The 24,197-nt window shown below is 39.8% G+C and carries 19 protein-coding genes; 5 read left to right on the forward strand and 14 right to left on the reverse strand.

What is annotated here, in order from left to right:
* Window positions 1-183: 183 nt before the first annotated feature.
* The 3 genes from OOZ15_RS02410 to OOZ15_RS02420 all read right to left on the reverse strand — a co-directional run bounded on the left by OOZ15_RS02410 (window position 184) and on the right by OOZ15_RS02420 (window position 3,493).
* Entirely contained in the window at window positions 184-1,329 is a 1,146-nt protein-coding gene (locus OOZ15_RS02410) for a tetratricopeptide repeat protein (RefSeq protein ID WP_265954121.1), read from the reverse strand.
* Window positions 1,330-1,357: 28 nt separating this feature from the next.
* On the reverse strand, window positions 1,358-3,061 hold the full coding sequence (locus tag OOZ15_RS02415) for a TonB family protein (RefSeq protein ID WP_265954122.1): 1,704 nt from the start codon (window positions 3,059-3,061) through the stop codon (window positions 1,358-1,360).
* Between the two features lie 69 nt (window positions 3,062-3,130).
* Window positions 3,131-3,493, reverse strand: a complete 363-nt coding sequence (locus OOZ15_RS02420; protein ID WP_265954123.1) for a BlaI/MecI/CopY family transcriptional regulator — start codon at window positions 3,491-3,493, stop codon at window positions 3,131-3,133.
* A 267-nt stretch (window positions 3,494-3,760) separates the two neighbouring features.
* On the opposite strand from OOZ15_RS02420, the gene OOZ15_RS02425 reads away from it, so the two are divergent.
* Complete coding sequence (locus OOZ15_RS02425; protein ID WP_265954124.1) at window positions 3,761-4,273, forward strand: DUF456 domain-containing protein; 513 nt, start codon at window positions 3,761-3,763, stop codon at window positions 4,271-4,273.
* A gap of 111 nt (window positions 4,274-4,384) precedes the next feature.
* Here the strand turns inward: OOZ15_RS02425 and OOZ15_RS02430 are convergent, their stop codons facing one another.
* From OOZ15_RS02430 to OOZ15_RS02440, 3 genes are all read right to left on the reverse strand, one after another.
* Window positions 4,385-4,822, reverse strand: a complete 438-nt coding sequence (locus tag OOZ15_RS02430) for a LexA family protein (RefSeq protein WP_323053763.1) — start codon at window positions 4,820-4,822, stop codon at window positions 4,385-4,387.
* Between the two features lie 5 nt (window positions 4,823-4,827).
* Complete coding sequence (locus tag OOZ15_RS02435) at window positions 4,828-6,090, reverse strand: Y-family DNA polymerase (protein ID WP_265954125.1); 1,263 nt, start codon at window positions 6,088-6,090, stop codon at window positions 4,828-4,830.
* 689 nt (window positions 6,091-6,779) lie between these two features.
* Window positions 6,780-7,958 (reverse strand): acyl-CoA dehydrogenase family protein, encoded by a 1,179-nt coding sequence (locus OOZ15_RS02440; RefSeq protein ID WP_265954126.1) that lies wholly within the window; start codon window positions 7,956-7,958, stop codon window positions 6,780-6,782.
* Window positions 7,959-8,321: 363 nt separating this feature from the next.
* Between OOZ15_RS02440 and OOZ15_RS02445 the strand changes: the two genes are divergently transcribed.
* The gene (locus OOZ15_RS02445; protein WP_265954127.1) at window positions 8,322-8,774 is read left to right on the forward strand and encodes a lipocalin family protein; all 453 of its coding nucleotides are present in this window, start codon (window positions 8,322-8,324) and stop codon (window positions 8,772-8,774) included.
* 280 nt (window positions 8,775-9,054) lie between these two features.
* Here OOZ15_RS02445 and OOZ15_RS02450 read toward each other — a convergent pair whose 3' ends face one another.
* The 8 genes from OOZ15_RS02450 to OOZ15_RS02485 all read right to left on the reverse strand — a co-directional run bounded on the left by OOZ15_RS02450 (window position 9,055) and on the right by OOZ15_RS02485 (window position 21,468).
* Window positions 9,055-9,774 (reverse strand): gluconate 2-dehydrogenase subunit 3 family protein, encoded by a 720-nt coding sequence (locus tag OOZ15_RS02450; RefSeq protein ID WP_265954128.1) that lies wholly within the window; start codon window positions 9,772-9,774, stop codon window positions 9,055-9,057.
* A gap of 12 nt (window positions 9,775-9,786) precedes the next feature.
* The gene (locus OOZ15_RS02455; protein WP_265954129.1) at window positions 9,787-11,529 is read right to left on the reverse strand and encodes a GMC family oxidoreductase; all 1,743 of its coding nucleotides are present in this window, start codon (window positions 11,527-11,529) and stop codon (window positions 9,787-9,789) included.
* A gap of 83 nt (window positions 11,530-11,612) precedes the next feature.
* On the reverse strand, window positions 11,613-13,901 hold the full coding sequence (locus OOZ15_RS02460; protein WP_265954130.1) for a GH92 family glycosyl hydrolase: 2,289 nt from the start codon (window positions 13,899-13,901) through the stop codon (window positions 11,613-11,615).
* Window positions 13,902-14,016: 115 nt separating this feature from the next.
* A complete protein-coding gene (locus OOZ15_RS02465; RefSeq protein WP_265954131.1) occupies window positions 14,017-15,645 on the reverse strand; it encodes a RagB/SusD family nutrient uptake outer membrane protein in 1,629 nt (542 codons plus the stop codon).
* A gap of 13 nt (window positions 15,646-15,658) precedes the next feature.
* Window positions 15,659-18,607: a SusC/RagA family TonB-linked outer membrane protein gene (locus OOZ15_RS02470; protein WP_265954132.1), complete on the reverse strand. Its 2,949-nt coding sequence runs from the start codon at window positions 18,605-18,607 to the stop codon at window positions 15,659-15,661.
* Window positions 18,608-19,493: 886 nt separating this feature from the next.
* Complete coding sequence (locus OOZ15_RS02475; protein WP_265954133.1) at window positions 19,494-20,216, reverse strand: tRNA1(Val) (adenine(37)-N6)-methyltransferase; 723 nt, start codon at window positions 20,214-20,216, stop codon at window positions 19,494-19,496.
* A gap of 46 nt (window positions 20,217-20,262) precedes the next feature.
* Complete coding sequence (gene rimM / locus OOZ15_RS02480) at window positions 20,263-20,787, reverse strand: ribosome maturation factor RimM (protein WP_265954134.1); 525 nt, start codon at window positions 20,785-20,787, stop codon at window positions 20,263-20,265.
* A gap of 9 nt (window positions 20,788-20,796) precedes the next feature.
* A complete protein-coding gene (locus OOZ15_RS02485; RefSeq protein ID WP_265954135.1) occupies window positions 20,797-21,468 on the reverse strand; it encodes a 30S ribosomal protein S16 in 672 nt (223 codons plus the stop codon).
* Between the two features lie 233 nt (window positions 21,469-21,701).
* Between OOZ15_RS02485 and hemW the strand changes: the two genes are divergently transcribed.
* The 3 genes from hemW to OOZ15_RS02500 all read left to right on the forward strand — a co-directional run bounded on the left by hemW (window position 21,702) and on the right by OOZ15_RS02500 (window position 24,131).
* On the forward strand, window positions 21,702-22,832 hold the full coding sequence (gene hemW / locus OOZ15_RS02490; protein ID WP_265954136.1) for a radical SAM family heme chaperone HemW: 1,131 nt from the start codon (window positions 21,702-21,704) through the stop codon (window positions 22,830-22,832).
* Between the two features lie 83 nt (window positions 22,833-22,915).
* A complete protein-coding gene (locus OOZ15_RS02495) occupies window positions 22,916-23,293 on the forward strand; it encodes a GxxExxY protein (protein ID WP_265954137.1) in 378 nt (125 codons plus the stop codon).
* Between the two features lie 88 nt (window positions 23,294-23,381).
* Window positions 23,382-24,131 carry a cyclase family protein gene (locus OOZ15_RS02500; protein ID WP_265954138.1) on the forward strand — a complete coding sequence of 250 codons (750 nt, stop codon included), beginning with the start codon at window positions 23,382-23,384 and terminating at the stop codon, window positions 24,129-24,131.
* The last annotated feature ends 66 nt before the right edge of the window (window positions 24,132-24,197 follow it).

The following is a 24,197-nucleotide window of genomic DNA, read 5'->3' on the forward strand; positions in this document are numbered from 1 at the left end:
TCATTAATACTTAAATATATAAACTTGTAGCCTTTGTATGTCTATTATTTGAGGAATGGAATTTTCTAAAGTTAATATTTTTTTAATAATTAGTCCTAGCTACTATTGTTTTTACTTGTTTTAAATCACCTGCTGTAAAAAGCAAAACCTTCAAGGTTTTTGAAATTTGAAGGTTAGAAAGTTTTAATCCCCCAACGACATATGAATCTCAGTTTTTAATTCTGAAACCCTATTGGTTGCATATTTGCTATAGTAATTTTTTTTGGGGAAGCGCTCTAGGAAATCCTCATACAAACGCAGTTTCAATGCAGGGTCTTTATAGTATTTATCTGAATAGAAACACACCTGATACAGCGCGCGGTAATCCCTTTTATCTTCGGCATAGACTTTTTTGTAATAGTCTATTGCTGTTTTTACATCTTTTTCATCTAATGCAATACGTGCCAATGCCAAATACTCTTTTTTGAAACTCACTTTTTGCACTTCGATAGCCGTTTGAAAACTGACTTTGGCACTGTCGTACTGTTTTTCTCTCAAATACAAATACCCCAAGCCCCTATAAGCCTCAGGATTTGCATTGTCAAATACCAAAATCGTTTTGTAACAGGCAAAGGCTTTGTCGTATTCCCAAACAAATTTGTAGCACTCTGCCAGATTTTTATAAATATATATTTCGTGCTGTCCCAGTTCTAGAAGTTTTTCAAAATAAGGAATAGCTTCTTCTTTTTCATCAAAATTGTAGTATGTCAGAGCTTTCAGGTTGTTTATCTCGACGGAATTGGGTGCTATCCTCAAACCTACATCGGCATATTTATGTACGGAATCAAATTCCCTGTGCCGCAAATGGTGTTTCCCTATCTCATAGAGGTTTTTAATGTTTGTGCTGTCCAATGTATATGAACGCTTAAAATGGGCTATGGCCGTTTTTTCGTTCTTGGTTTTGTCTTCAATCATTCCCAATTGATAGTAATAGAAGGGGTTTTTATCGTCTTTTTCAATCAATTCGCTATAAACAGTCCGGGCATCATCAAAAAAAGATTTTTTGTAATACAGCTTCCCCAACTCGTTTTTGGCGACCAATAGCGAACTGTCTTTTTTAACCACAGAAAGGTATTGACGGATGGCTTTTTCATAGTTCCCCAAAGCATTGTAGGAACGGGCAATTTGCAATTGCGCTTTCGATGAATTCTGTTTTGCATATGCATTGATCGCCCGAAGGTAATTCCCTGTTTTATACAGGCTGTCTGCCACAGCAAAAGCCGAAGACTGTGCTTCGGCTTTGCATAAACCCATCAAGAAAATACAAAACAACAATCTTGATATCATCATTGACTAATTCAATTAAGCGTAAACCTCATTACATGATTACTTTATAGCTATTTTCTTCCCTTACACTAAAACCTGTTTGAGGTAAATCCTTAAATTGAAGAACAACTTTGTCCCCCTTTTGGGCTTGGATTTTAAAGTCCCCATCGAAATTAGTTATAGCCCCCATTTTAGTTCCATTAACAAAAATATGTGCCCCCGGCAATCCAATTTCATTATTGGAAATATTCCCTTGAATATATCCGGAAGGAAGGGTTTGACTTACACTTGCCACAACCTTTCTTTTAGCCGGGTTATCTTTAGTTTTAAATTCATTGCGGGATGCTTGGGAATCATCACTCAACTTAAACACAATAGGGTAGGCAAAGGTTACTGGTTGAGGGGTTCCATTTTTATCCCGTCCCGGATTAAGCGTAGGCAAGGTATTGATGATACGTCTGGCTTCGGCATCCAACGACTCAGACGGAGCACGGGTATTCAATATGGTCACTGTTCCATCAGTATTAATTCTGAAATTGACATATACGCGTCCTTGTTCTCCCTGTTCTTGTGCTTCTTCTGGATATATAAAGGTTCTTATTACATGCTGATCCAAGTTTTCTTTAAAGCAGGCGAATTGTTGTTCATTTGGAATCCCTTTACATTTTTCAAACATCGGTTTGTCTTCAATAACGGCAAAAGGGATGTCTGTTCCGGGTTTCACTTCTTTCCCTTCTAATACTTCTAGTATCCCTGCTTCGGGCTTCTCTACCAAAGATGGCAATGACAAAATCCTTGCTTTCTCTTCAGCTGTAAGCTCAATTTCATTATCCTTAAGCAAAGTTTCCAACTCCTGAATACGGTCTTCCAAGCTTATGTTTTTTTCCTCAGCAACTGGGGTTTCTTTTTCACAGGACGTATAAAACAACATTCCCGCAACCAGGGGTACTAACATGAGGTATTTAAGTTGCCATACTTTTTTTGATTTTGATTTTTGTATCATAACGATTCGTTTTTTGATTAATGAATGATTAAAAAATTGATTGACAAAGGAGATGTTTTCCGTTTGAAAAGCTTCTTGCAACAACAGTTTACAGTGCTCCTTTTTATTGTTTTTAACCGTTTTGGCATCGGCGATGAACTCATGCAATTCGGTTATTCTGTTTTGATAAATATAGACCAGCGGGTTGAACCAGAAGACAATCCGAAGCAATTCAAAAAACAACAGGTCCCAAGTATGTTTTTCCTTCACATGAACCAATTCGTGATCTATGATGTGGGTGTGTTCTTTTTCCATCAGCTTTTTGCCCAGAAAAATATTTTGAAAAAAGGAAAAAGCCGTGTCTTCTTTGGGCACCTCAACCCGGGTGTAGTCTTTGAAATAATGTATTTTTCCGCTTCTTTTTAGTTGAATGATCTGTATCAACTTATAGCCAAACCAGAGTGCGCTTAACACCCCTCCCGAAAAGAGCGTCCATTCCCAGGCAGTCCAGTCTGGTAGCCAGGACGTTGCGGTTTTCGTCACTGTCTCCGCTCCGCTGCCCACGACTACTTCGGGCAACAAAAAAATATAGTTTTCGGACACGGTGGTCTTCAGGCTTTCCAATTTGATAAAGGGAAGTGCCAGCGAAAGTACCGGGGTAAGCAACAGGTAGGCCCTGTTCCAGTTGAAAAAGGTTTCTTTCTTTAAAAAGAAATCATAGATCACCAGAAACAGCAGTTGAAACGCTAGGGTTTGTATGATATAATTTAGCATAAATTCCAGTTTTATCCTCCCCCAACCCCTCCAAAGGAGGGGAGTTTGGTTACATTATTAGGATTGGGTTTACTTTTTATTATTATCTATTTCTTTCATTATCGCTTCCATTTCTTTTAGGCTGATATCGTTTTTCTTTACAAAAAAGGACACCATACTCTTAAATGAACCTTGAAAATAGCCGTCCACCAACTTGTTAATGGACTGGTTGCTGTATTCTGATTTTTTGACTAATGGAAAATACAAATGTCCTTTTCCTTCCCGCTGATGATCTACAAAACCCTTGGTTTCCAGAATCCGTACAATGGTCGACACCGTATTGTAGGCCGGTTTGGGCTCAGGCAATTGCTCAATGATAGCCGCCACATTGGCTCGCTCCAATTGCCATAGGATCTGCATTACTTCTTCTTCTGCTTTTGTGAGTTGTTTCATGTGTATGAGGCTGTCTAAAAAGCTGCAAATTTAGATGTCATGCTGAGCCTGTCGAAGCATAATTTCTTGAAGACCAATATGTCTTCGACAAGCTCAGACTGACAAACCAAGTTCACTCAAGGCTTTTTAGACAGTTTCCTTATTTTTATGGTTACTATTTCTTTTTCAGACACAAATATAACTAAATTTTTAGTTTAAACTAATTTTTTAGTTAAAAATATTTTGTAACAAACTTTCACTACTTTAGTCCTATAGAAAAATTAAACTATGGATATACTTTTAGTCTTTTTAGGTCTGGTCTTTATCATCTTAGGCATTTTAGGAAGTTTTTTGCCCATACTCCCCGGACCACCAATGAGTTGGTTGGGACTGCTTTTTATTCATCTTACAAAAGCCGTACCCCAAAATTGGACATTTTTAGGCATCACCCTGGCCGTAGCTATACTCATTTTAGTGTTGGATTATATCATTCCGGTCGTGGGAACAAAAAAGTTTGGAGGCACCAAATATGGTATGATCGGAACTACAGTAGGATTATTGATCGCCATCTTTTTCCCGGTTCTGGGCCCTTTTGGCATTATCATCTGGCCTTTTGCCGGCGCACTTATTGGTGAATTACTGAATAAAGCTGATAACAAAACGGCTACCAAAGCTGCCTTTGGTTCGTTTCTTGGTTTTTTAACCGGAACTTTTATGAAGTTTCTTATCGCTATTATTTATGCGGGCTTTTTCTTTAAAAAGATTTGGGAATATAAAGGGGTGTTGTTTGATTTTAATTGAATTCAGAAAACAACATATGTCACCTCGAGCGCAGTCGAGAGGTTTTGGACTTTGGTGACTTTGGATGATGAGGTCTCGACTGCGCTCGACCTGACAATTCCTACACAATACCTACATCTTTTTAATCACATAGGTAACAATTCCCCACACAATAAGTTTGTTTTCTTCTGATACTTTTATGGGGTTGTATTTTTTGTTTTCGGGCATCAGAAAAAGTCCTTTTTTATCCACTTTTAAGCGTTTTACGGTAAACTCTCCGTCAATAAAACAGACAGCAATCTTTCCATTTTCCGGTTCCAGACTTTTATCAATAACAAGCAGGTCACCATCATCCAAACCCGCGTCTTCCATCGATTGTCCGCTCACCCTCGCATAAAAAGTAGCCTCTTTATTTTTGATCAACTCCTTGTTCAGGTCGATACGGGTTTCTTTAAAATCTTCCGCAGGGGAAGGGAATCCTGCTGCTATTCCGCCTTCTGCCATGTCCAATTCCAACGGAAGCTCAAAATCAGCTTTGATAAAATGTAGTTTGTTCCCTTTTTTATCCATTGAACTCATTTAACCTTTAGAATCTCATTGATATTGGTAGTATATCGCGGCGAGAGATACTCTTGTCTCATCCTCCAAGTGTGTTCCAGATCCTGATTAGCAATTTTTATTTTATAATCCCCATATTTTTCATTCACCCAATCGATGGTTTTCATCAACTGTTTGTGTTTGGGGTTTTCCTCCTGAAACAGATCCAATTGTTTTGCATTGGTGGGCACCAAACCTGAAACCACCACCCCAGCTCTTTTGTATTTTATCCCGGTTCGATAGATATTCCCTACTGCTTTTACGGCATAATTTACCAAGGTCAATGTAGAATCCGTGGGGTAGGGCAAAGTGACCAACAACCCCACCCTATGTTGATTTTCATCTTTTTTATGCCTGTCGCTACGCAAAAAAACGTACATGAAATTGCAACTGCTGTGTTGTTTTCTTAGTTTTTCGGCACAACTTCCCGCAAAAGTGGAAACTCGTTCTTTTAAATTCCCCAGATCGGAAAAGGTATATTCAAAACTACGTGTGGTGGCAATGGCCTTTTTAGGAGCGGTCACATCGTTCTCCAAGTCCAAAGTGGGTTGACCTTCCAGGTCTTTTTTCAACCGCAATCCGGGAACGCCAAGATGGGAACGCACCCAGCCGTCATCCAACATCACAAAATCCAGCGCTGTTTTAACGCCGCGTACTTCCAAGCGTTTGGTATTGCCTCTTCCTATCCCCCAAACCGACTCAATCTTTGTCCACCGCAAGGCTTTGATCCGTTTTTCTTCGGAATCGATCACATACACACCGTCTGTTCTGTCTTTATATTTCTTGGCAATTTTATTGGCTACTTTGGTCAAAGCTTTTGTCGAAGCTATCCCTATACTGATGGGCATCCCTGTCCATTGCAACACCCTGTTTTTAATTGCTTTTCCTAAATCATCAAAGTTATCCGGATTGTACATTTCAAACTTTAGAAAGGCCTCATCGATACTGTAATGCTCAACCAAAGGCGTGAATTGCTTCAGAATATTCATGACCCGCGTACTCATATCACCATACAAAGGATAGTTTGAAGAGAAGACATGAATTTTATTCTTTTTGAAAAACTCCTTGTATTTAAACGTCGGTGCTCCCATGGGTAGCCCCAGACGTTTTGCTTCGTCACTACGGGAAATCACGCAACCGTCGTTGTTGGAAAGTATGGCAATAGGACAATTATTGAGCTGAGGCTGAAAAACCCGCTCACAAGATGCATAAAAATTATTACAATCAACTAAGGCATACATATTGCAAAGATAGGTAGGACCGAGCGTTAAGAAAAGGTACAGTGTACCTTTTTAGCAGGACCGAGTGTAAAGAAAATGCCCAGTGGGCATTTTTAACGAAGGGGCCGGCTTGCCGCGCAGGAATATAGGGCCAGGTGGCATGCGGGCAAGCTTAGGCAGATTACCTTATAAGAACGGTAAAACTTAACCGCTAGGAGCGCAAAGGAATACGCAAGGTTCGCTATGTCTCAACAGAATTTAAATGTATAATCCTGATTGATATTAGTATAAGGAGTAAAAAGCAAGCTCCTCCCTTCAGACGAAGGGAGGTGGATTATCCGCCCTAAGCGGATAAGACGGAGGGTTTTGAAATCCCAAGCCACAGGTGTGAAAAACAAACATTTGCTGATAAAGCCAAAAGCTCGGGCTATCAAAACACCCCGTCTCACCTCAGTTCCTGAGCTGAGCCACCCCTCTTCGTCTGAAGAAGGGAGCCGATTAATTACTATCCTAAAAAATTATGCTTAGTTTTACAAAAAAGAAAAATGGACTTTTCCACACTTCTTACTAAATTAAGATCAAAATCTACTGAGGAAATCAGTCTTGAAGATATTACAAAAGAAGTTGAAAACGTGAGAAAGTCACGTTATGAAAAGAAATGACAAACCTCACTTCCTAATACGCTATACTTAATACTTTGTACTAAAAAATCATTTAAACGCCTGTTCTCCGGTAATGTCGGCTCCGGTGATCAATAAATGAATGTCGTGGGTGCCTTCGTAGGTAATCACACTTTCCAAATTCATCATATGACGCATAATGCTGTATTCTCCGGTAATTCCCATCGCTCCCAATATCTGGCGTGCTTCTCTGGCAATCTTCAAAGCCATATCGACATTGTTTCGTTTTGCCATGGATATTTGGGCTGTGGTGGCCTTGCCTTCGTTTTTCAACTGCCCCAAACGCAAGGCGAGTAATTGGGCCTTGGTGATTTCAGTTATCATTTCCGCCAGTTTTTTTTGCTGAAGTTGTGTGGCGGCTATCGGTTTGTCAAATTGTATTCGCTCTTTGGCATATCGCAAGGCGGTGTCATAACAATCCATCGCAGCTCCAATAGCCCCCCAGGCGATTCCATATCTGGCCGAATCCAAACAGCCTAAAGGTGCGCCGAGTCCACTTTTCCCGGGCAGGAGGTTCTCTTTAGGCACTTTTACATTATCAAAAATCAATTCTCCCGTCGCCGATGCCCTTAACGACCATTTGTTATGGGTTTCCGGTGTCGAAAAACCTTCCATACCCCGTTCTGCGATAAGTCCGTGTATCCTACCTTCCTCGTTTTTTGCCCAGACTATGGCAACATCGGCAAAAGGCGCATTGGAAATCCACAATTTAGCTCCATTCAACAAATAATGATCACCTGCATCTTTAAATTTGGTTTCCATTCCACCCGGATTGGAGCCATGGTTGGGTTCTGTGAGTCCAAAACAACCCATAAATTCCCCGGAAGCCAGTTTTGGAAGAAATTTTTTCCGTTGTTCTTCTGTTCCGTATCTCCATATTGGAAACATCACCAAAGAGGATTGTACCGAAGCTGTAGAACGTACTCCACTATCCCCTCTTTCGATTTCCTGCATAATCAAGCCGTAACTGATCTGATCCAGCCCTGCTCCTCCATATTCCTCAGGGATATAAGGTCCAAAAGCCCCTATTTCGGCCAAACCGTTTATCAATTGCTTCGGAAAAGCAGCCTTTTGGGCATAATCTTCAATAATGGGAGACACTTCCCGTTTTACCCAACTGCGTGCAGCATCGCGCACTAATTTATGTTCGTCGGAAAGAAGATCATCGATGTTATAATAATCCGGAGCTTCAAAAAGGTCTGGTTTCATCTGCTAATATTTATTGTTTTTCAAAGGTCAGACCTGCCTATGCCGGCAGGTGGAATACCCAACTTATCATTTACTCACTTCACTTATGTTATTCAAATCGGTGTTCGTGAAATTTCGGTTTCGGTTGATTTGATAAATTCGTTAATGGGCATTTCACACGTTTAAAATTTTATAATCATCAAATATAAAAATATAACAAAGCAAAGACTAATTGTTATATACTAAAATTCACTCCATTTCTTTTTATTTCATTTATACTAAACTCCTTTTAGAGGTAGTTGATTTCATAGTAATCAACAAAATAATTGTTTCCCGTCTATTTTTTGAGTAAGATTGTAGTGTGTATGCTATTACACTTTCCTTATGAAAAAGCTTACTTCCTTTATATCAAAAATTGCATCTACGCTCCATATTGATTTATCGGATCAAGAGTACAGCAATTCGCCACTTATCGGTAAGTGGCAGGCTGTTTCTTATACCGAGAAAACGTATGAGAACGGAAAACTAAATGATGGGGATCATTTTTCATATAACGAGGGGCGTACTTTTTACATCATTTTCAAAAAAAACGGCACTTTTGTCCAAGGAGAACGAACTGAAAATGATGTTGCGGAAAAAATCAGCCGTAAAGGGACTTATTCTGTTGAAAATGATAAAATCACATTAACATACAGTGGTGCGCCCGAAGGTGAAAATACCGTAATCTTAACTTTCACCATTACCGACGACGAACTTACAACCCACAACGACTATGAACGCAAAGATGTTGATGATGTCTACAGGCATATAAGTAAGCGTGTTTTTGTTAAGAACTAAACTCCTCTGGACTAAAAGTCTGGTTGCCACGAATTCACAAATGTTTTTTTTCCCCTTCCCAGTAATTATCAGGGGGAAGGTTTTAAACCCATAACTGAGACTAATAAAAAACAGCCATTGAAAATCTTTCCAACAGCCGTCTCTATATAATTTTATAAACCGTGATCGAAATTAAGGTTTTAACCAAAAATCACTTGTTCTCGATACTTTTTTGCTATCGCAAAAAAAACTCGAACTGACGTGATTTTCATCCCTAACTCACATTACAATAAGAACTCGTTTAAACCTCGTAATTATCCCAATTAGCGATTTCATTTCGCTCTTCGGGTTTGATACAAACATCTAATGTACGCTGATCGTACTTCATATTATATTGTGCTAAGACCTCATCAGGGACACCATCCCATACATTTGGGGTATTCCCAACATAGCCCAGATATTCAATTCCCTCTTTACTGGTAAAATATCCGGTAGCTACCAAGTTACGCAGGGTAGAAAAGAAGCGTTCCCCTTGAACGAACTCCGGTTTTACATCCTCCGGATAAGCAATATCTTCAATAATTGCTATTTGTTCTTCTTCTGAAGCATCTTTAAACACCTTGTCATAACGTTTGTTACTCTCATGGTCCAACCACATCAATCCGCCTCGTAAGGGCAATTGGTAATGCGGCATATCCTTGACGATATATTCGATGAATTCGGGTACTCCAACTTCACTCGCAGCACTGTATTCTCCTTCAGCAGGAATAATAATGTCTGCCAACACGATAATGGTCGCCATTTCGTGTTCATTGAAATAATCATCTTGTTCCCGGAGTTTCTTTTCATATTCCAACTCTTCAACCGTACGTGTGGTGTCATAGTTGTTATCGCCTTCATTTTGTGCCACATCGGTTGCGGCACCGGTTTTTTCTTCAGTATCGGTTAAACATCCCGAAAACATAAATCCGGATGTTACTGTCCCGGCCACCATGGCCTTTAAACTTTTTCTTCTATCCATGACCTTTATGTTTTAAATATTCATTTTTTTCATTTCTTCTGTCAAATACTCTGATGCTCTCCACGCCAATGCGAGGATGGTCCAAGTCGGGTTTTTATCGGCTTGCGATACAAATGGTCCTCCGTCCATCACAAACAAGTTAGGAACATCATGTGTTTGATTGTATTTATTCACCACCGAAGTTTTAGCATCATCTCCCATTCGGGTGGTTCCTACTTCGTGAATGATCCTTCCCGGAGCTTCTAAACCGTAGTCATTTTCTTTTCCGGGTCTATCCCCTAACGGAATTGCTCCCATATTGTGGTAGAGTTCTTCAAAAGTATCGTGCATGTGTTTGGCTTGCTTGCGTTCGTCGTCTGTCCAATTATAATTAAAACGCAATACCGGAATTCCGTATTTATCCACTACATTCGGATCGATCTCACAGTAATTATCTTTCTGCGGAATACTTTCCCCTCTACCAGCCATACCAACCATGGCTCCGTAGTATTTATAGACATCTTTTTTCAGTCCGACGCCATAGCCTCCGGCCTTCTTCTTTTTCTCTCCTTTTCCGGGAAATTTCCCGTTGAGATTTTCTATACCCATTCCGGTTCCGTAGGATGGCATTCCCATACCGCCCCAAAACTCGATGTGATATCCTCTGGAGAAACCGAGGTCTTTTTTGTCATTCAGCCACCATGGCACATATAGGTGCATTCCACCAACACCGTCTTCGTTGTATCGTTTTCTATCCATCAATTTCGGAATAATAGCTGACCTCGAAGCTCCTGTCGAATCGTGAAGGTATTTCCCTACAACCCCACTCGAATTGGCAATTCCGTTAGGGAATCTGGACGATTTTGAATTCAGCAATATACGGGCAGAACCACAAGCACTGGCCGCCAAAATGACCACTTTAGCTTTTACCGTATATTCTTGCATGTCTCTTTTGTTGATATAAGAAACCCCGATTGCTTTTCCATCATCATCTGTAAGTACCTCACGTACCATAGCATTAACATACAGATCGACATTGTCATATTCCAGTGCAGGTTTTACCAAGACCGAAGAAGACGAAAAATCTCCGTAGATACTACACGAGCGCGAACATTGGCTGCAATAGAAACAAGCCCCTCGTCTGTTATCTACCCGTTTTGTAAGAATTGAAAGTCGGGAAGGAATGACAGGCACACCCGCTTTTTTTCCGGCTTCTTTTAAATACAACTCGTGCAAACGCGGTTTTGGAGGTGGTAAAAAATAACCATCAGGTTCGTTCGGGAGGTTTTCTTTGGTCCCGAAGACTCCTATTAATTTATCTACTTTATCATAGTATGGTTTTACATCCTCATAACCGATAGGCCAGTTATCACCTTTGCCGTCAAAATCTTTTCTTTTAAAATCCAAAGGTCCGAAACGAAGCGAAATACGCCCCCAGTGGTTTGTTCTTCCTCCCAGCATTCTGGAGCGAAACCAGTCGAATTTCGTTCCGTTTTTGTGTGTATAGGGTTCTCCTTCAAGCTCCCATCCACCGTAGGCCATATCGTAATCACCAAAGGCTCTTGTTGTACCCGCACCTCTTCGAGGCGATTCATAAGGCCACTTAAATTGTGTTTGTTGTTCGGGGTTGGCAGGATCAAAATTTGGTCCGGCTTCTAAAACTGCAATATTGAAACCAGCTTCAGAAAGCACTTTTGTCGCCATTCCTCCCCCTGCTCCCGATCCTACTATCAGTACATCGTAGACTTTAGAAGTTTTTTTAATTTGAAAAGACATTCGTGTTTTTATTTAGTTAATTGTTTTATTTGTTGAACTCATTTGCTTCACGTGTTGTGATAAAAATATAACATTAATTTTTATTATTCATTTGATAGTGAATAAGGTACATCTTCTTTGGCAATTCCCCTATTTTTATTCGGAGTACTTCCCATTTCAAAATTTATCGTTGCCCCCTTCATTAGAGCTTTATGGCTTACATAGTTTTTCGAGTATTCTTTACCGTTGAAAGTCATGTTCTGAATGTATTTGTTTTCATGATCATTCTTTGGTGCATTAATCGTGACTTCATTTCCATTTTGAAGTGACAAGGTCATCTTTTTGAACAAAGGCGTTCCGATCACGTATTCATCTGTAGCAGGACAAACAGGGTAGAAGCCCATAGCCGAAAACACATACCAGGCAGAGGTTTGTCCGTTGTCTTCATCGCCACAATAGCCATCCGGGGTGGGTTGATACATTCTATCCATTGTTTCACGGACCCAATACTGTGCTTTCCATGGTTGTGATGCAAAATTGTATAAATAGATCATATGCTGAATAGGTTGATTCCCGTGAGCATACTGCCCCATATTGGCAATCTGCATTTCACGAATTTCATGAATAACCCCTCCATAATAACTTTCATCAAAAACAGGGGAGAGCGAGAACACCTCATCCAATTGTGTTGCAAACGCATCCTTACCACCCATAAGATCCATCAAGCCTTGAACATCGTGGAAAACTGACCAGGTATAATGCCAGCTATTTCCTTCGGTGAAAGCATCGCCCCATTTAAACGGATTGAAAGGTGCCATAAATTCACCATCCTTATTTTTTCCACGCATAAGTTTGGTCTCCTTATCGTATAAATTTTTATAATTTAAGCTTCGCTTTTTGTAAAGCTCAATTTCTTTTTTTGGTCTACCCAGTTTTTTTGCCAATTGATAGATCGCAAAATCGTCGTAGGCATATTCTAATGTTCGCGCCGCATTTTCATTGATCCCGACATCATAAGGAACATATCCAAGGTCGTTGTAATATTCCACCCCGGCACGGCCAACGGCAGTCATCGGGCCTTCATTATTAGCTCCGTGAATTACCGCTTCGTACAAGGTTTCTATATCATAATCGGCATCTTGGATTTTAAGGTAAGCGTCTGCAACCACAGAAGCAGAGTTGTTCCCCACCATGATATTTCTAAGTCCGGGGCTTGCCCATTCCGGTAGCCATCCACTTTCTTTGTAGGCATTGGCCAAACCTTCCTGCATTTGTTCGTTTAACTCCGGATACATCATATTCAGAAATGGGAATAAGGAACGGAAGGTATCCCAAAAACCGGTATCGGTAAACATATATCCGGGAAGTACTTTTCCGTTGTACGGACTGTAATGTACTACATTTCCATCTTTATCATATTCAAAAAACTTCCTTGGGAACAACAGAGAGCGGTACAAGCATGAATAAAAAGTGCGAAACTGGTCTATTGAACCTCCATCGACTTTAATTCTATTCAGTTCTTTATTCCATATATTTCGTCCCTCGGTTTTTAATCCATCAAAATCTTTTGTTCCAATTTCATTAAGGTTTAACGTCGCTTGTTCATGGCTAATAAAGGAAGAAGCCACTTTTGCGTTTACCACCTCTCCTTTTTCAGTTTCAAAACCAACAACAGCCCCTACATGATCGGCCTGTACTTCCGAAGCTTCATTCAATTGATTTCCGTTAAAAGTATGTGTATTGGCAAAGGCTTTATCGAACTCGATAACAAAGTAATTTTTAAAGTTCTCCGGAACCCCGCCACTATTTTTGGTGGTGTAGCCTATGATTTTGTTTTCCTTCGGAAGAATTTTTATGTATGACCCTTTATCTAAAGCATCAATCACTACATAAGCACTATCCGTTTCCGGAAAGGTAAATCTAAAACGTGCTGCTCTTTCCGTGGGAGTAATCTCGGTAGTTACATTGTGATCTGCCAGATACACACTGTAATAATGAGGTTTTACAACTTCCGATTTATGAGAAACCCAACTGGCACGTTCATCTTCATTAAAACGCAGTTTTCCGGTAACGGGCATAATGGCAAATTGTCCGTAATCGTTCATCCATGGTGAAGGTTGGTGTGTCTGTTTAAAGCCTCTTATTTTATCGGCATCGTATTCATAGGCCCAACCGCTGCCCATTTTTCCGGTTTGAGGTGTCCAAAAGTTCATCCCCCAAGGCATAGCTATGGCAGGATAAACATTTCCGTTGGACAAACTCGGTTTGGAGTCTGTTCCCATCAACGGATTTACATAATCGATCGGATTTTCAACGGCTCCAATTTGTTGTTGACCGAAGGATAAACGGCAAACAAACAATAAAAGGAGTGCAGCGTAACTTGTTAATCGCATTGTTTTGATCATAAAAACTGTTTTTGAGCACAATAATATATGCTTTTTTAAAATAATCCTCCCGCACCAAAAAAAGAGCGGGAGGATCCAAACTAACTAATAAAGAACAACATATTTAGTATCCTGGGTTTTGTTCCAGATTCGGGTTATTCGCCATTTGGTCTGCCGGAATTGCAAATAGCTTTTTATTAGGATCTCCTGTTGGTTCATGATCCCACCATGATCCTGTGGTATACTTCCCAAATCGAATCAGATCTGTACGGCGCTTTCCTTCAAAGATAAATTCCCTACCTCTTTCGGCTAACAATTCATCCATGGTAAGGGTTGCTGTTGTATATTGGTGATTTGGCCAATCCGCATCACTAAAAGCTCTTCTCTTAGACGCATTGATCAAATCCACCGCTTCCTGAGTAGCAGTACCTCCATTCTTTCTCATCAAAGCTTCTGCTTTATTGAAGTAGATCTCGGTAAGACGGTAAATGATATAGTGGTTTTCCCAATAGTTTTCATCATCCAGTGTTCCTGCTTGATATTTGTTAAAGCGTGCGCCGCTATTTTCTTCACCTTCTGCCATGCTTCCTTCGCTGGAAGTATCGCCTTCGCTTTCCCTTCGGATACTGTTTACATATACCAAAGGTTCACCGCTATACTCTTCTGTACCCAATACAGGCTCGGTTGTACCGTATTTATATTGAGGGCCGAATAAAAACCATTCTTCTTTTCTAAGATCAGTTTCATCATAAGCATCAAAAGCCGAAGGCACCACTACAAAAGCATTCCAGCCGCTAAATCCAATATTCAGTGCCTCGGAGATATTTCCATATCCTAAGAAGAAACCTCCCCAACCAAAGCTGAAACCACCTTTTCTACTGTAGGCAATTTGATACAGGCTTTCAGAAGCGGTTCTGTTGGTATTACTATAGTTCTCAAGAAGATCATCGGCTAATTGAGGCGCACCTCCAATACCTCCGGCATCTCCGTTTATAATCTTGTCACTGGCTGCTATACACTCATCCCACATTGGAGTCCCGCTCCATTCTTCAGCGTTTAAATACAATTCTGAAAGCATGGCATAACCTGCTGTTTGGGTAGTACGACCTATAAGCTCAGTAGAATATTTAGGCAATTGCGGAACATAGGTCTCCAGTTCAGTCTTTACAAACTCAAAAACTTCACTTCTCGGTGCCGTAGGAGGGTTTAATGGTTCACCCACTTTAGTCACTATGGGTACATTCCCCCACAGATCCATAATTTTCATATAGTGATAGGCCCTAAGCACATATAGTTCTGCCAAAATTGATTCTATTTCAGCTGCAGTCATGTCAATAGCTTCGGGATTAGAAATAGCAGAAATATCTTCAATAGCCGCATTTATATATCCTACACCAGACCACATGAGCACCCATGCACTTCGCATTCTTCCCTCATTACTGGTCCAGGTATGGTAATGTTGTCTAAAGTGATCACCTCCATCATAACCATGACGTCCTTTTTGGGGCCATGCCAATTGGTCTGATGATAATTCACTGTGATAATAATACGCACTCTGCCCGGTTGGAGCCAACCATGCCTGCATATGGGTAAAGGGTCTTAAAGCTCCCTGTAAAACTTCTGTTTTATTTTTATAAAAGTTATCAGAATTCAGTTCGCTATATACATTTTCATCCAGATCGGAACAACTCCCTGCAACGAGGGCAGCTCCCAAGATGAAAACATTTTTAATATGTTTTATATATTGTTTCATGATTTTCTTGTTTTTAGAATCCAAAATTTAGTCCGAAAGTCCAAGATTTAGTCCTTGGATAAAAATCCCTGCCGTCTATACCTGTTGTAAAACCAGTATCTTGAAGTTCCGGATCAATTCCGCTATATCCTGTAAAAGTAGCCAGGTTACGTCCGGATATATACATTCGTAATGACTGGATGTATTTTGAATCTAACGGAACATTATAACCCAAGGTAATATTGTCCAATTTTACAAAATCTCCCTTCTCAATATAATAATCAGAATATTGAGGATCGTCATCTATATCATTATGTTTGGTAATCGCACTCTTCAACAAGTTATTTGGCAACCATTTCTTGTTTCCGAAATACATGTCCTTGGTATTCAGGATATCAAACCCAAATTTCCCTCTAAAGAATATGGTCAGATCAAAATTCTTATACTTAAGGCTATTGCTTAATGAGGCTTGATATTTTGGCACCCCATTACCAATAACAGTGAGGTCGTTTTCATTCATTTCACTGGCTAAACCGGTTGTTCCGTCTTCCTTGTAAAACAACCATTTTCCGTCATCGGTAAGTCCGGCAAATCGTTTTCCGTAGAAATTCCCTACAGCACCGCCTTCTTCCAAACGAATAGCATCTCCAAGGTTCCCCGGAGAAGGCAAACCTCCAAAATTAAGCCAGTTGGCTTGGAAATTTTCATTGGAAAGCACTTTCAATTTATTATCCTGATAACTTCCCGTAAAATCAACATTCCACTGAAAGTCCTCACCTTGAACAGGAAGGCCTGAAATCAAGACTTCAATACCTTTATTTTCCAATTCTCCCACATTTGTGAAAATCAAATCTCTAACAAATGGAGGCTGTTGTGCCTTATAGTTAAACAATAAATCTTTTGTGTTTCTTTTGTATAGATCTATCGCCCCGCTTAAACGATTGTTAAGAAATCCAAAGTCGATCCCTAAATTCATCTCATGTTTTTCCTCCCATTTTAGGTCTGGGTTCGGGTTTCTTGCCGCTCCATAGGTTTGATAATACACCCCGTCCTGTGGATATACACCTCCTGTTCCCAGCGTAACTAAGGATTGATAATTACCTATTCCCTGATTACCGGTTACCCCATAACCAAATCTTATTTTCAACTGATTAATTGCATCAATCCCTTGCATAAAGCTTTCTTCACTAATAGTCCAACCTACAGATGCTGCAGGGAAATTCCCCCATTTGTGGTTATCACCAAATCTTGAAGAACCCTCCCTACGGATGATAAATTGAGCGAAGTATTTTTCCTTATACGCATAATTAAGCCTCCCGAAAACACCAATAAGCGTATTATCTTCTTTAAAACTATCAAGTCCCGGTCTTGGAAGTTGTGTGTTTTGTATAGCAGAACCTGCACCTAAATTCCAGTCCAGGAATCCATCGGTGGTAAAACCACTGTTATCTACCCAAAACTCCTCTCTGGTACTATACTGATGACTATAACCTCCTATAACTCCTATATTATGATCCTTAGCAATGGTGGTTTTATACTCGAGGGTAGCCTCCAATGTTTTGGACCAATCCAGATTGTTTAACTTTCTGGCATAGGCCGTACCTTGATACTGTGAAGTAGGTCTTTGATCCCAATCATTCATGGATCTATACTGCCTGTCGTTATAGGTATTTCTTACGTACGAACCAAAAACGCTGGCTGTTAATCCTTCAGCCAATTGTAAGCTCAACCGCAAATCCCCGGAAAAAGTCTCCTGATTTCTTTCATTAATACGATTAGCCAATCGGGATAAAGGATTGTAGTTGTTATAGGCCTGAGTTTCATAAAAACTTCCATCAGGATTGTATAAAGGTGCTGTAGGGTTACGTTGAATTGCTTGCTCAAAATCTCCTGTGCCTCCACCTAAAAAATTAGCCTTGTTAAAGTTGGCAGCAATATTAGATTGTACAGTTAACAAATCCTGCAAACCTTTATGATTGATGCTAAAACGCCCTCCAAATTGTTCACGTCCGTTCTCTTTCGGCAAACCTTCTGCATCATTATAATATGCAGATGCTCTGTAATTCGTTTTATCACTTCCTCCCGATATGGAGAAATTATGATACTGACTCAGGTTACTCTTATTTAATAATTCATCATATAAATCGGTAGTATATCCGAAATCCTGATCTTCAGATATAACCCCCTGAGCGATTAAATCCCTAAACTCTGAAGCTGACAGGTAATTTGGTTTTTTATCTACAAACTCCCTTTGAATGTAGGTGTTGTATTCTGTCTTGGTTACTCCGCTTCTTCCTTTTTTAGTTGTAATAAGGATTACCCCGGCATTACCTCTGGTACCATAAATTGCAGCTGCGGAACCATCTTTTAAAACGTCGATAGACTCTATATCGTCCTGTTGTAACAGATCCAGATTTCCTCCGGGAATACCATCAATAACTATTAATGGAGAAATATCTCCGGAAACTGATGAAACTCCACGAAGCTGTAATGACGCCCCGGAATTCGGGTTATTCCCTTGTGTACGGGTAATGTTCAATCCGGCAACTTTACCTTGTACAAGATCCATTGGGGATCGCACCCCTCCCTGGTTAAAGTCTTCAGCTTTTACTGAGGCAACGGCAGAAGTAATCTCTTTCTTCTTCTGAGTACCATACCCTACCACAACCACCTCGTCAAGGGCTTGTGCGTCTTCTTGGAGAACAACATTAACTGTTGATCGTCCATTTACAGAAATCTCTTGAGCCGCAAACCCAATATAGGTAACAACCAAGACCGCATCATCTGACACATCGGTCAATTGATAATTTCCATCAAAATCTGTTTGAGTTCCGTTGGTGGTTCCTTTTACCAACACATTTGCGCCCGGTAGTGGACCATTTTCGTCTGATACAGTCCCTGAGACTGTCTGTTGTGCTTGTGTATAGCCAAAACATAAGAATGCAATGGGTAACACAAACCGTTTGAATAGATTTGTTTTCATAAGTGTAGCTAGTTAAAAACGTTAATTATTACTAAAACGTTTTATTAAATTGATGTTAGCTTTACGAGCTTCTCTTTTCAAAACTGTGTTTTTATTTTAAAAGTTAATTGCTAAAACGATTTAGCTAAGATCTCGAAAAAAAGTAGTCAGACAAGACTACTACATCAATAATTATATAAACATTTTAATATATTCATTGCTATATTACAAAAAAATATAATTCCTCAAAATAAAAGGGCAAGTTTTAACATATTCTGATTTTGCCACAAAAGAATAGAATTATAATAAAAGTCACCCATTGCGCATTTTGATATTTTTTCCTGAAAGAAAAAGTACCGGAAATCAGGTTTTAATGTACAAATATTTACTCCCGGTACTTCATCAGGTTCTTGCCGATGCTACAGTCGGCACAGGTATCGACGACAGGTATTGGCACAAACCCGATTGGGATTCCTTTATTATATTATGAAAAACCACTTCTTTGACGGGTATGAAGCTATAGTATGTGCTTCTTGTATATTAAATACGCTATATATACGTCATAAACACGCTATATATACGCTATAAATACACTATAATTATGTTATATATATGATTCTGACCCGTCCTTTACCATGCCGATCTTTCTGTTGAAAGTAAATTTATCAGGGAATTGAAGTAAGTGCAGTTGTTTCCCGAAAACCTCTTGTTTTAAAGCCTTTAAAAGATCTGGCGCAGTTGTGAAAATAAGAGTGCTATACGTTTCCCGGTTTTTTTGAAAACAAAAGGGGCTTTTGAAGTCCCATTAGTCTTTACGCATAAGGCAGTGCTCCAATCAACTGTCTCGGGGCAAGCCCATAAAGCACTTAAGAAATTACTTCAATACAAAATAGCGGGAAATACCCCCTTAGTGGGACATCTTCAGATAAAAATCCTTGGTAAGTTTTATATAATCTTCGGTATATTGATGCCTTTGGTTTTCAATAATCAATTCTGAATATTCGGTAGCTGTTTTTCTGAATGAAAATGCGATAAGACTTCTTTTTATTTCTGAAGCAGGATTTCCTTTCACATGGGTAATCCGGTTGGGGAAAAGTTTATTTTTTGAGGCTATTTCCAAAAATCGCTCCTCTTCTTTATACGGAATAACCACATTGAAGGTTCCATTTGTGGAAAGTAATTTTGCCACGCCTTCAAGCAATTCTTCAAACGGTAGTGAAAAATTGGAACGGGCTACATCCCTTTGTTCATTCCCCGAAGACATTACTTCAGAATGGAATGGAGGATTGGAAATGATAAGGTCGTAGGTGTCGTCGATCTCATCGGTGAATTCATCAAAGCCGGCATGGTAGCAAAACAGACGGTCACCCCAATCTGAAGCTTCAAAATTCTCCACACATTGTTCGTAAGCATCATCGTCCACCTCAATGGCATCGATCAACTCTGCATCGCTTCGCTGTGCCATCATCAAGGCAATCAATCCAGTGCCGGCACCTATGTCCAAAATAGAAAAAGGACGATTTTCCAATGAAACCCAAGCACCCAAAAGTACGCCATCTGTCCCCACCTTCATCGCACAACGATCTTGATGAATGGTGAATTGTTTGAATCGGAACGGTTTATTGGACATTGCTATTCCTGTTTTTTCTGAAGAAATGTAGTGGTTGAAGGTGTTTTTAAAGGTAAAGTTCGATCAAACCTTCCGGGGTTTTCATCACGATCTCTTTTTTGTCACGATCCACTTTTTCGATGAATTCATCGTTTAAGGGAATCAACACCTGTTTTCCGTCGTGGTCTACTTCAAACAAGGCTTGTGCGGTACTGTCGTTTACCGCAGTGATCACCCCAACATCGCCATAGGCCACATCTTTCATCTTAAAACCAATGATCTCATGGAAATAAAATTGGTCACCACTCAGTTTGGGTAAAAATTCCAGAGGAAGGTAGAGCTCGCTCCTCAAAATAGATTCTGCTTCGGCTTCTGTATTCACATCTTCCAATCGCATCCGGAGGAGTTGTGACTTGTGCAACGAAGATTTTTCAATAAAAAAAGGAACCAGATCATTGCCTAAAGCAATAAATACTGATTCCAAATTTTTGTAGAGTTCGGGTTCATCGGTATCCAACTTTGCTAATACCTCACCCTTAAAGCCGTACTTTTTAACAATCTTACCGAGATAGAAGCAATCTTCTTTTCTCATGAAAATATATTAAGCGTCTGCTTTCTTTTCTTCTTCCTTAGCTTCCGCTTTGTTTTCTTTCTTGTCTTCAGCGGCAGGCTCTTCAGCTTTCGCTTCAGCCTTTTCCTCTTCCTTAGCTTCTACTTTTTCTTCTTCTTTGGTTTCCGCTTCAGCAGCAGGTTCTTCAGTTTTTGCTTCAGCTTCGGCCTCCGGAGCAGCTTCTTCAGCTACTTCTTCTTCAGCAGGAGCTTCTGCTTCTGCAACTTCGGCTTTACGTTTTTCGTTGATTTCTTTTTCAGCTTCCAACGCTTTTGCTTTAGCTTCAGCTTCGGCTTTTGCTACGTCTTCTTTCTTAGCGTCTACCTTACCTTCTTTTTCTTCAACCCAAGCTTCAAATTTCTTCTGAGCTTCTTCTTCAGTCAAAGCGCCTTTAGCAACACCTCCCAATAGGTGGTGTTTCAACAAAACCCCTTTGTATGACAAAATTCTTCTGGCTGTATCAGTTGGTTGTGCACCATTTTGAAGCCATTTTACAGAACTATCAATGTCCAACTCGATTTGAGCGGGGTTGGTGTTTGGGTTATAAATCCCCAATTTTTCAAGAAACTTACCATCTCTTTTTGCGCGAGCGTCAGCCGCTACTACCCAATAAAAAGGTTTTCCTTTTTTACCGTGTCTTTGTAATCTGATTTTTACTGGCATAATCCATTAATTAGCGGGGTACTCGACCCCTGTTATTAATTCTAAAATTCGCTCGCCTTTAGGCTTAAGCGAGCCTGCCTGTCGGTAGGCGGGTGCAAATATACGTTATTTCTTTATGTTACCTAACAAAAAACCATCAATTTTTATTACAAAAAACTAACTTTTAAAGACTTATCGTTTATTTGATTTTTCCACGGACTTAAAATTCGATTTCAAAGCTGTACTTTTGCTCCATGGCCGGAATTTACATCCATATTCCCTTTTGCAAACAAGCTTGTCACTACTGCGATTTTCATTTTTCCACTTCCCTGAAAAAGAAAACGGAACTCGTTAATGCCTTGGCAAAAGAAATCGTCCTTCGTAAAAACGAAGTGGACGAAACTGTGGAAACCATCTATTTTGGCGGTGGTACGCCGAGCTTGTTATCGGTAAACGAATTGCAATTCCTTATCGATAGTGTTTATGATAATTTTGAGGTCGTCGATGCTCCGGAAATCACCCTCGAAGCCAATCCTGATGATTTGGACAAAGAGCAAGTTCTCAAAATTTCCCAAACCCCTGTAAACCGCTTGAGCATTGGCATTCAATCCTTTTTTGAAGAAGACCTCCAGCTAATGAACAGGGCACACAACGCAAAAGAGGCGCTTCACTGTCTTGAAGAGGCAACCCGTCATTTTGACAATATTTCCATAGACCTTATCTACGGAATACAACATATGAGTTCAAAACGTTGGTTTAAAAATATCGAGACTGCTTTGGCTTTCAATATTCCGCATATTTCAAGCTACGCCCTTACCGTAGAACCCAAAACCGCCTTGGCAAAATTCATTGAAAAAGGAGTTGTTGATCCGGTGGATGATGCGCTGGCTCAGGAACACTTCAATATATTGGTGAGCGAACTGGGGAAAAATGACTTTATCCATTACGAACTTTCCAATTTTGGAAAAGAAGGTTTTTTCAGCAGGAACAATTCCGCCTATTGGTTAGGGAAAAAATACCTCGGCATAGGACCTTCTGCTCATAGTTATGACGGAAAAACACGAAGCTGGAATATTGCCAACAATACCCGCTATATGAAATCTATCGAACAAGAAAGCCTTCCCCGGGAAACAGAAACCTTATCTGCAAAAGATCGCTATAACGAATATATCATGACCGGACTACGTACCATTTGGGGAGTATCCCTTGACAAAATTGAAAGTGATTTTGGCTGTGCATACACCGATAAGTTATTGACCTCAGCCCAAAAGTTCATCGACCAAGACTTCCTGAGCATTTCAACCAAAACCCTTAAAACCACGCCCAAAGGAAAATTTCTGACAGACGGTATTGCTTCTGATCTTTTTATTTTAAATTTAGAGTGAAAAAATTTAACCGCTAAGAGCGCTATGGTTATACGCAATGGGCGCAAGGAATTGTGAACTAAAGATAAAGCCTACACTTTGTTATGACAGAAAATGAATTGTCTAAAATAGTATTTGACTGTGCTTTGAAAGTGCATAAAACTTTAGGCCCCGGACTTTTAGAAAGTGCTTACGAAGAATGTTTATTTTACGAGTTAAAGAAAGCAGGATTAAAGGTTGAAAAGCAAAAACCATTGCCCTTGGTTTATGAAGATGTAAAATTAGAAGTAGGTTACAGACTTGATATTTTGGTTGAGAACAAGCTCATTCTTGAAATAAAAGCAGTTGAAGCGCTAAACGATGTCCATCTTGCACAAGTTTTAACATATTTAAAATTAACAGATTGTAAGTTGGGATTGTTGATTAACTTTAATGTAGCCTTAATTAAAAATGGAATTAAAAGAGTCGCTAACAATTTATAAGCCCTTTGCAACCTTTGCGCTTACCTGCCTGCAAAGGCAGGAAAACCCTTGCGTGCCTTGCGGTTAAATAAAAATCGGCTAAAAATATATGCTTTCAACCATACAGATCAACTCAAAAAAACACAATGTCGATTTATCGAAGCCTATCGATATTTCAATTCCGCTACGCGGTGATAAGGACAATCCAAATGCTTGGTATCTCGACCCACCAAAGATAGAACCTGTAGTTGACGGGGGTTTTACGGGCAGTGTTTCTGCAGGGGCTTCAACCAATTTCAACAACATTTTTTTCAATCCGCATGCACATGGCACTCATACCGAATGTGTGGGACATATCACCAAAGTGTTTCATAGCATCAACAAGACCCTGAAACAATTCTTTTTTCTGGCGGAATTGATTTCAGTTACTCCTGAAAAAATGGGAGACGATCTTGTCATCAGTAAAAAACAATTGGAAACAGCCTTAAAAGACCAACATCCCGAAGCTTTGGTTATCAGGACACTTCCGAATACGGAAAACAAATTGTCAAAACAATATTCACATACGAATCCGCCTTATCTTTTGGAAGAAACTGCTATTTTTATACGTGAAAAAGGAATCGAACATTTGTTGATCGACCTTCCCTCAGTAGATAAGGAAAAAGACGAAGGGAAATTGTTGGCTCATAAAACTTTTTGGGATGTGAATGGCAAAATCAGAAAAGAAGCCACCATAACAGAATTTATTTTTGTTCCCGATCAGGTTGAAGACGGTACTTATTTACTGAACCTGCAAATAGCTCCTTTTGAAAATGATGCTTCCCCAAGCAAACCTGTGTTGTATGAAGTTTTAAGTTGAAAGACGGGTGACCGATGACCGGGGACAAATGACTAATGTTACGGAGCTATCTTGTTATGAAGTTAC

The sequence above is a fragment of the Galbibacter kalidii genome (assembly GCF_026241135.1).
Taxonomy (GTDB): domain Bacteria; phylum Bacteroidota; class Bacteroidia; order Flavobacteriales; family Flavobacteriaceae; genus Galbibacter.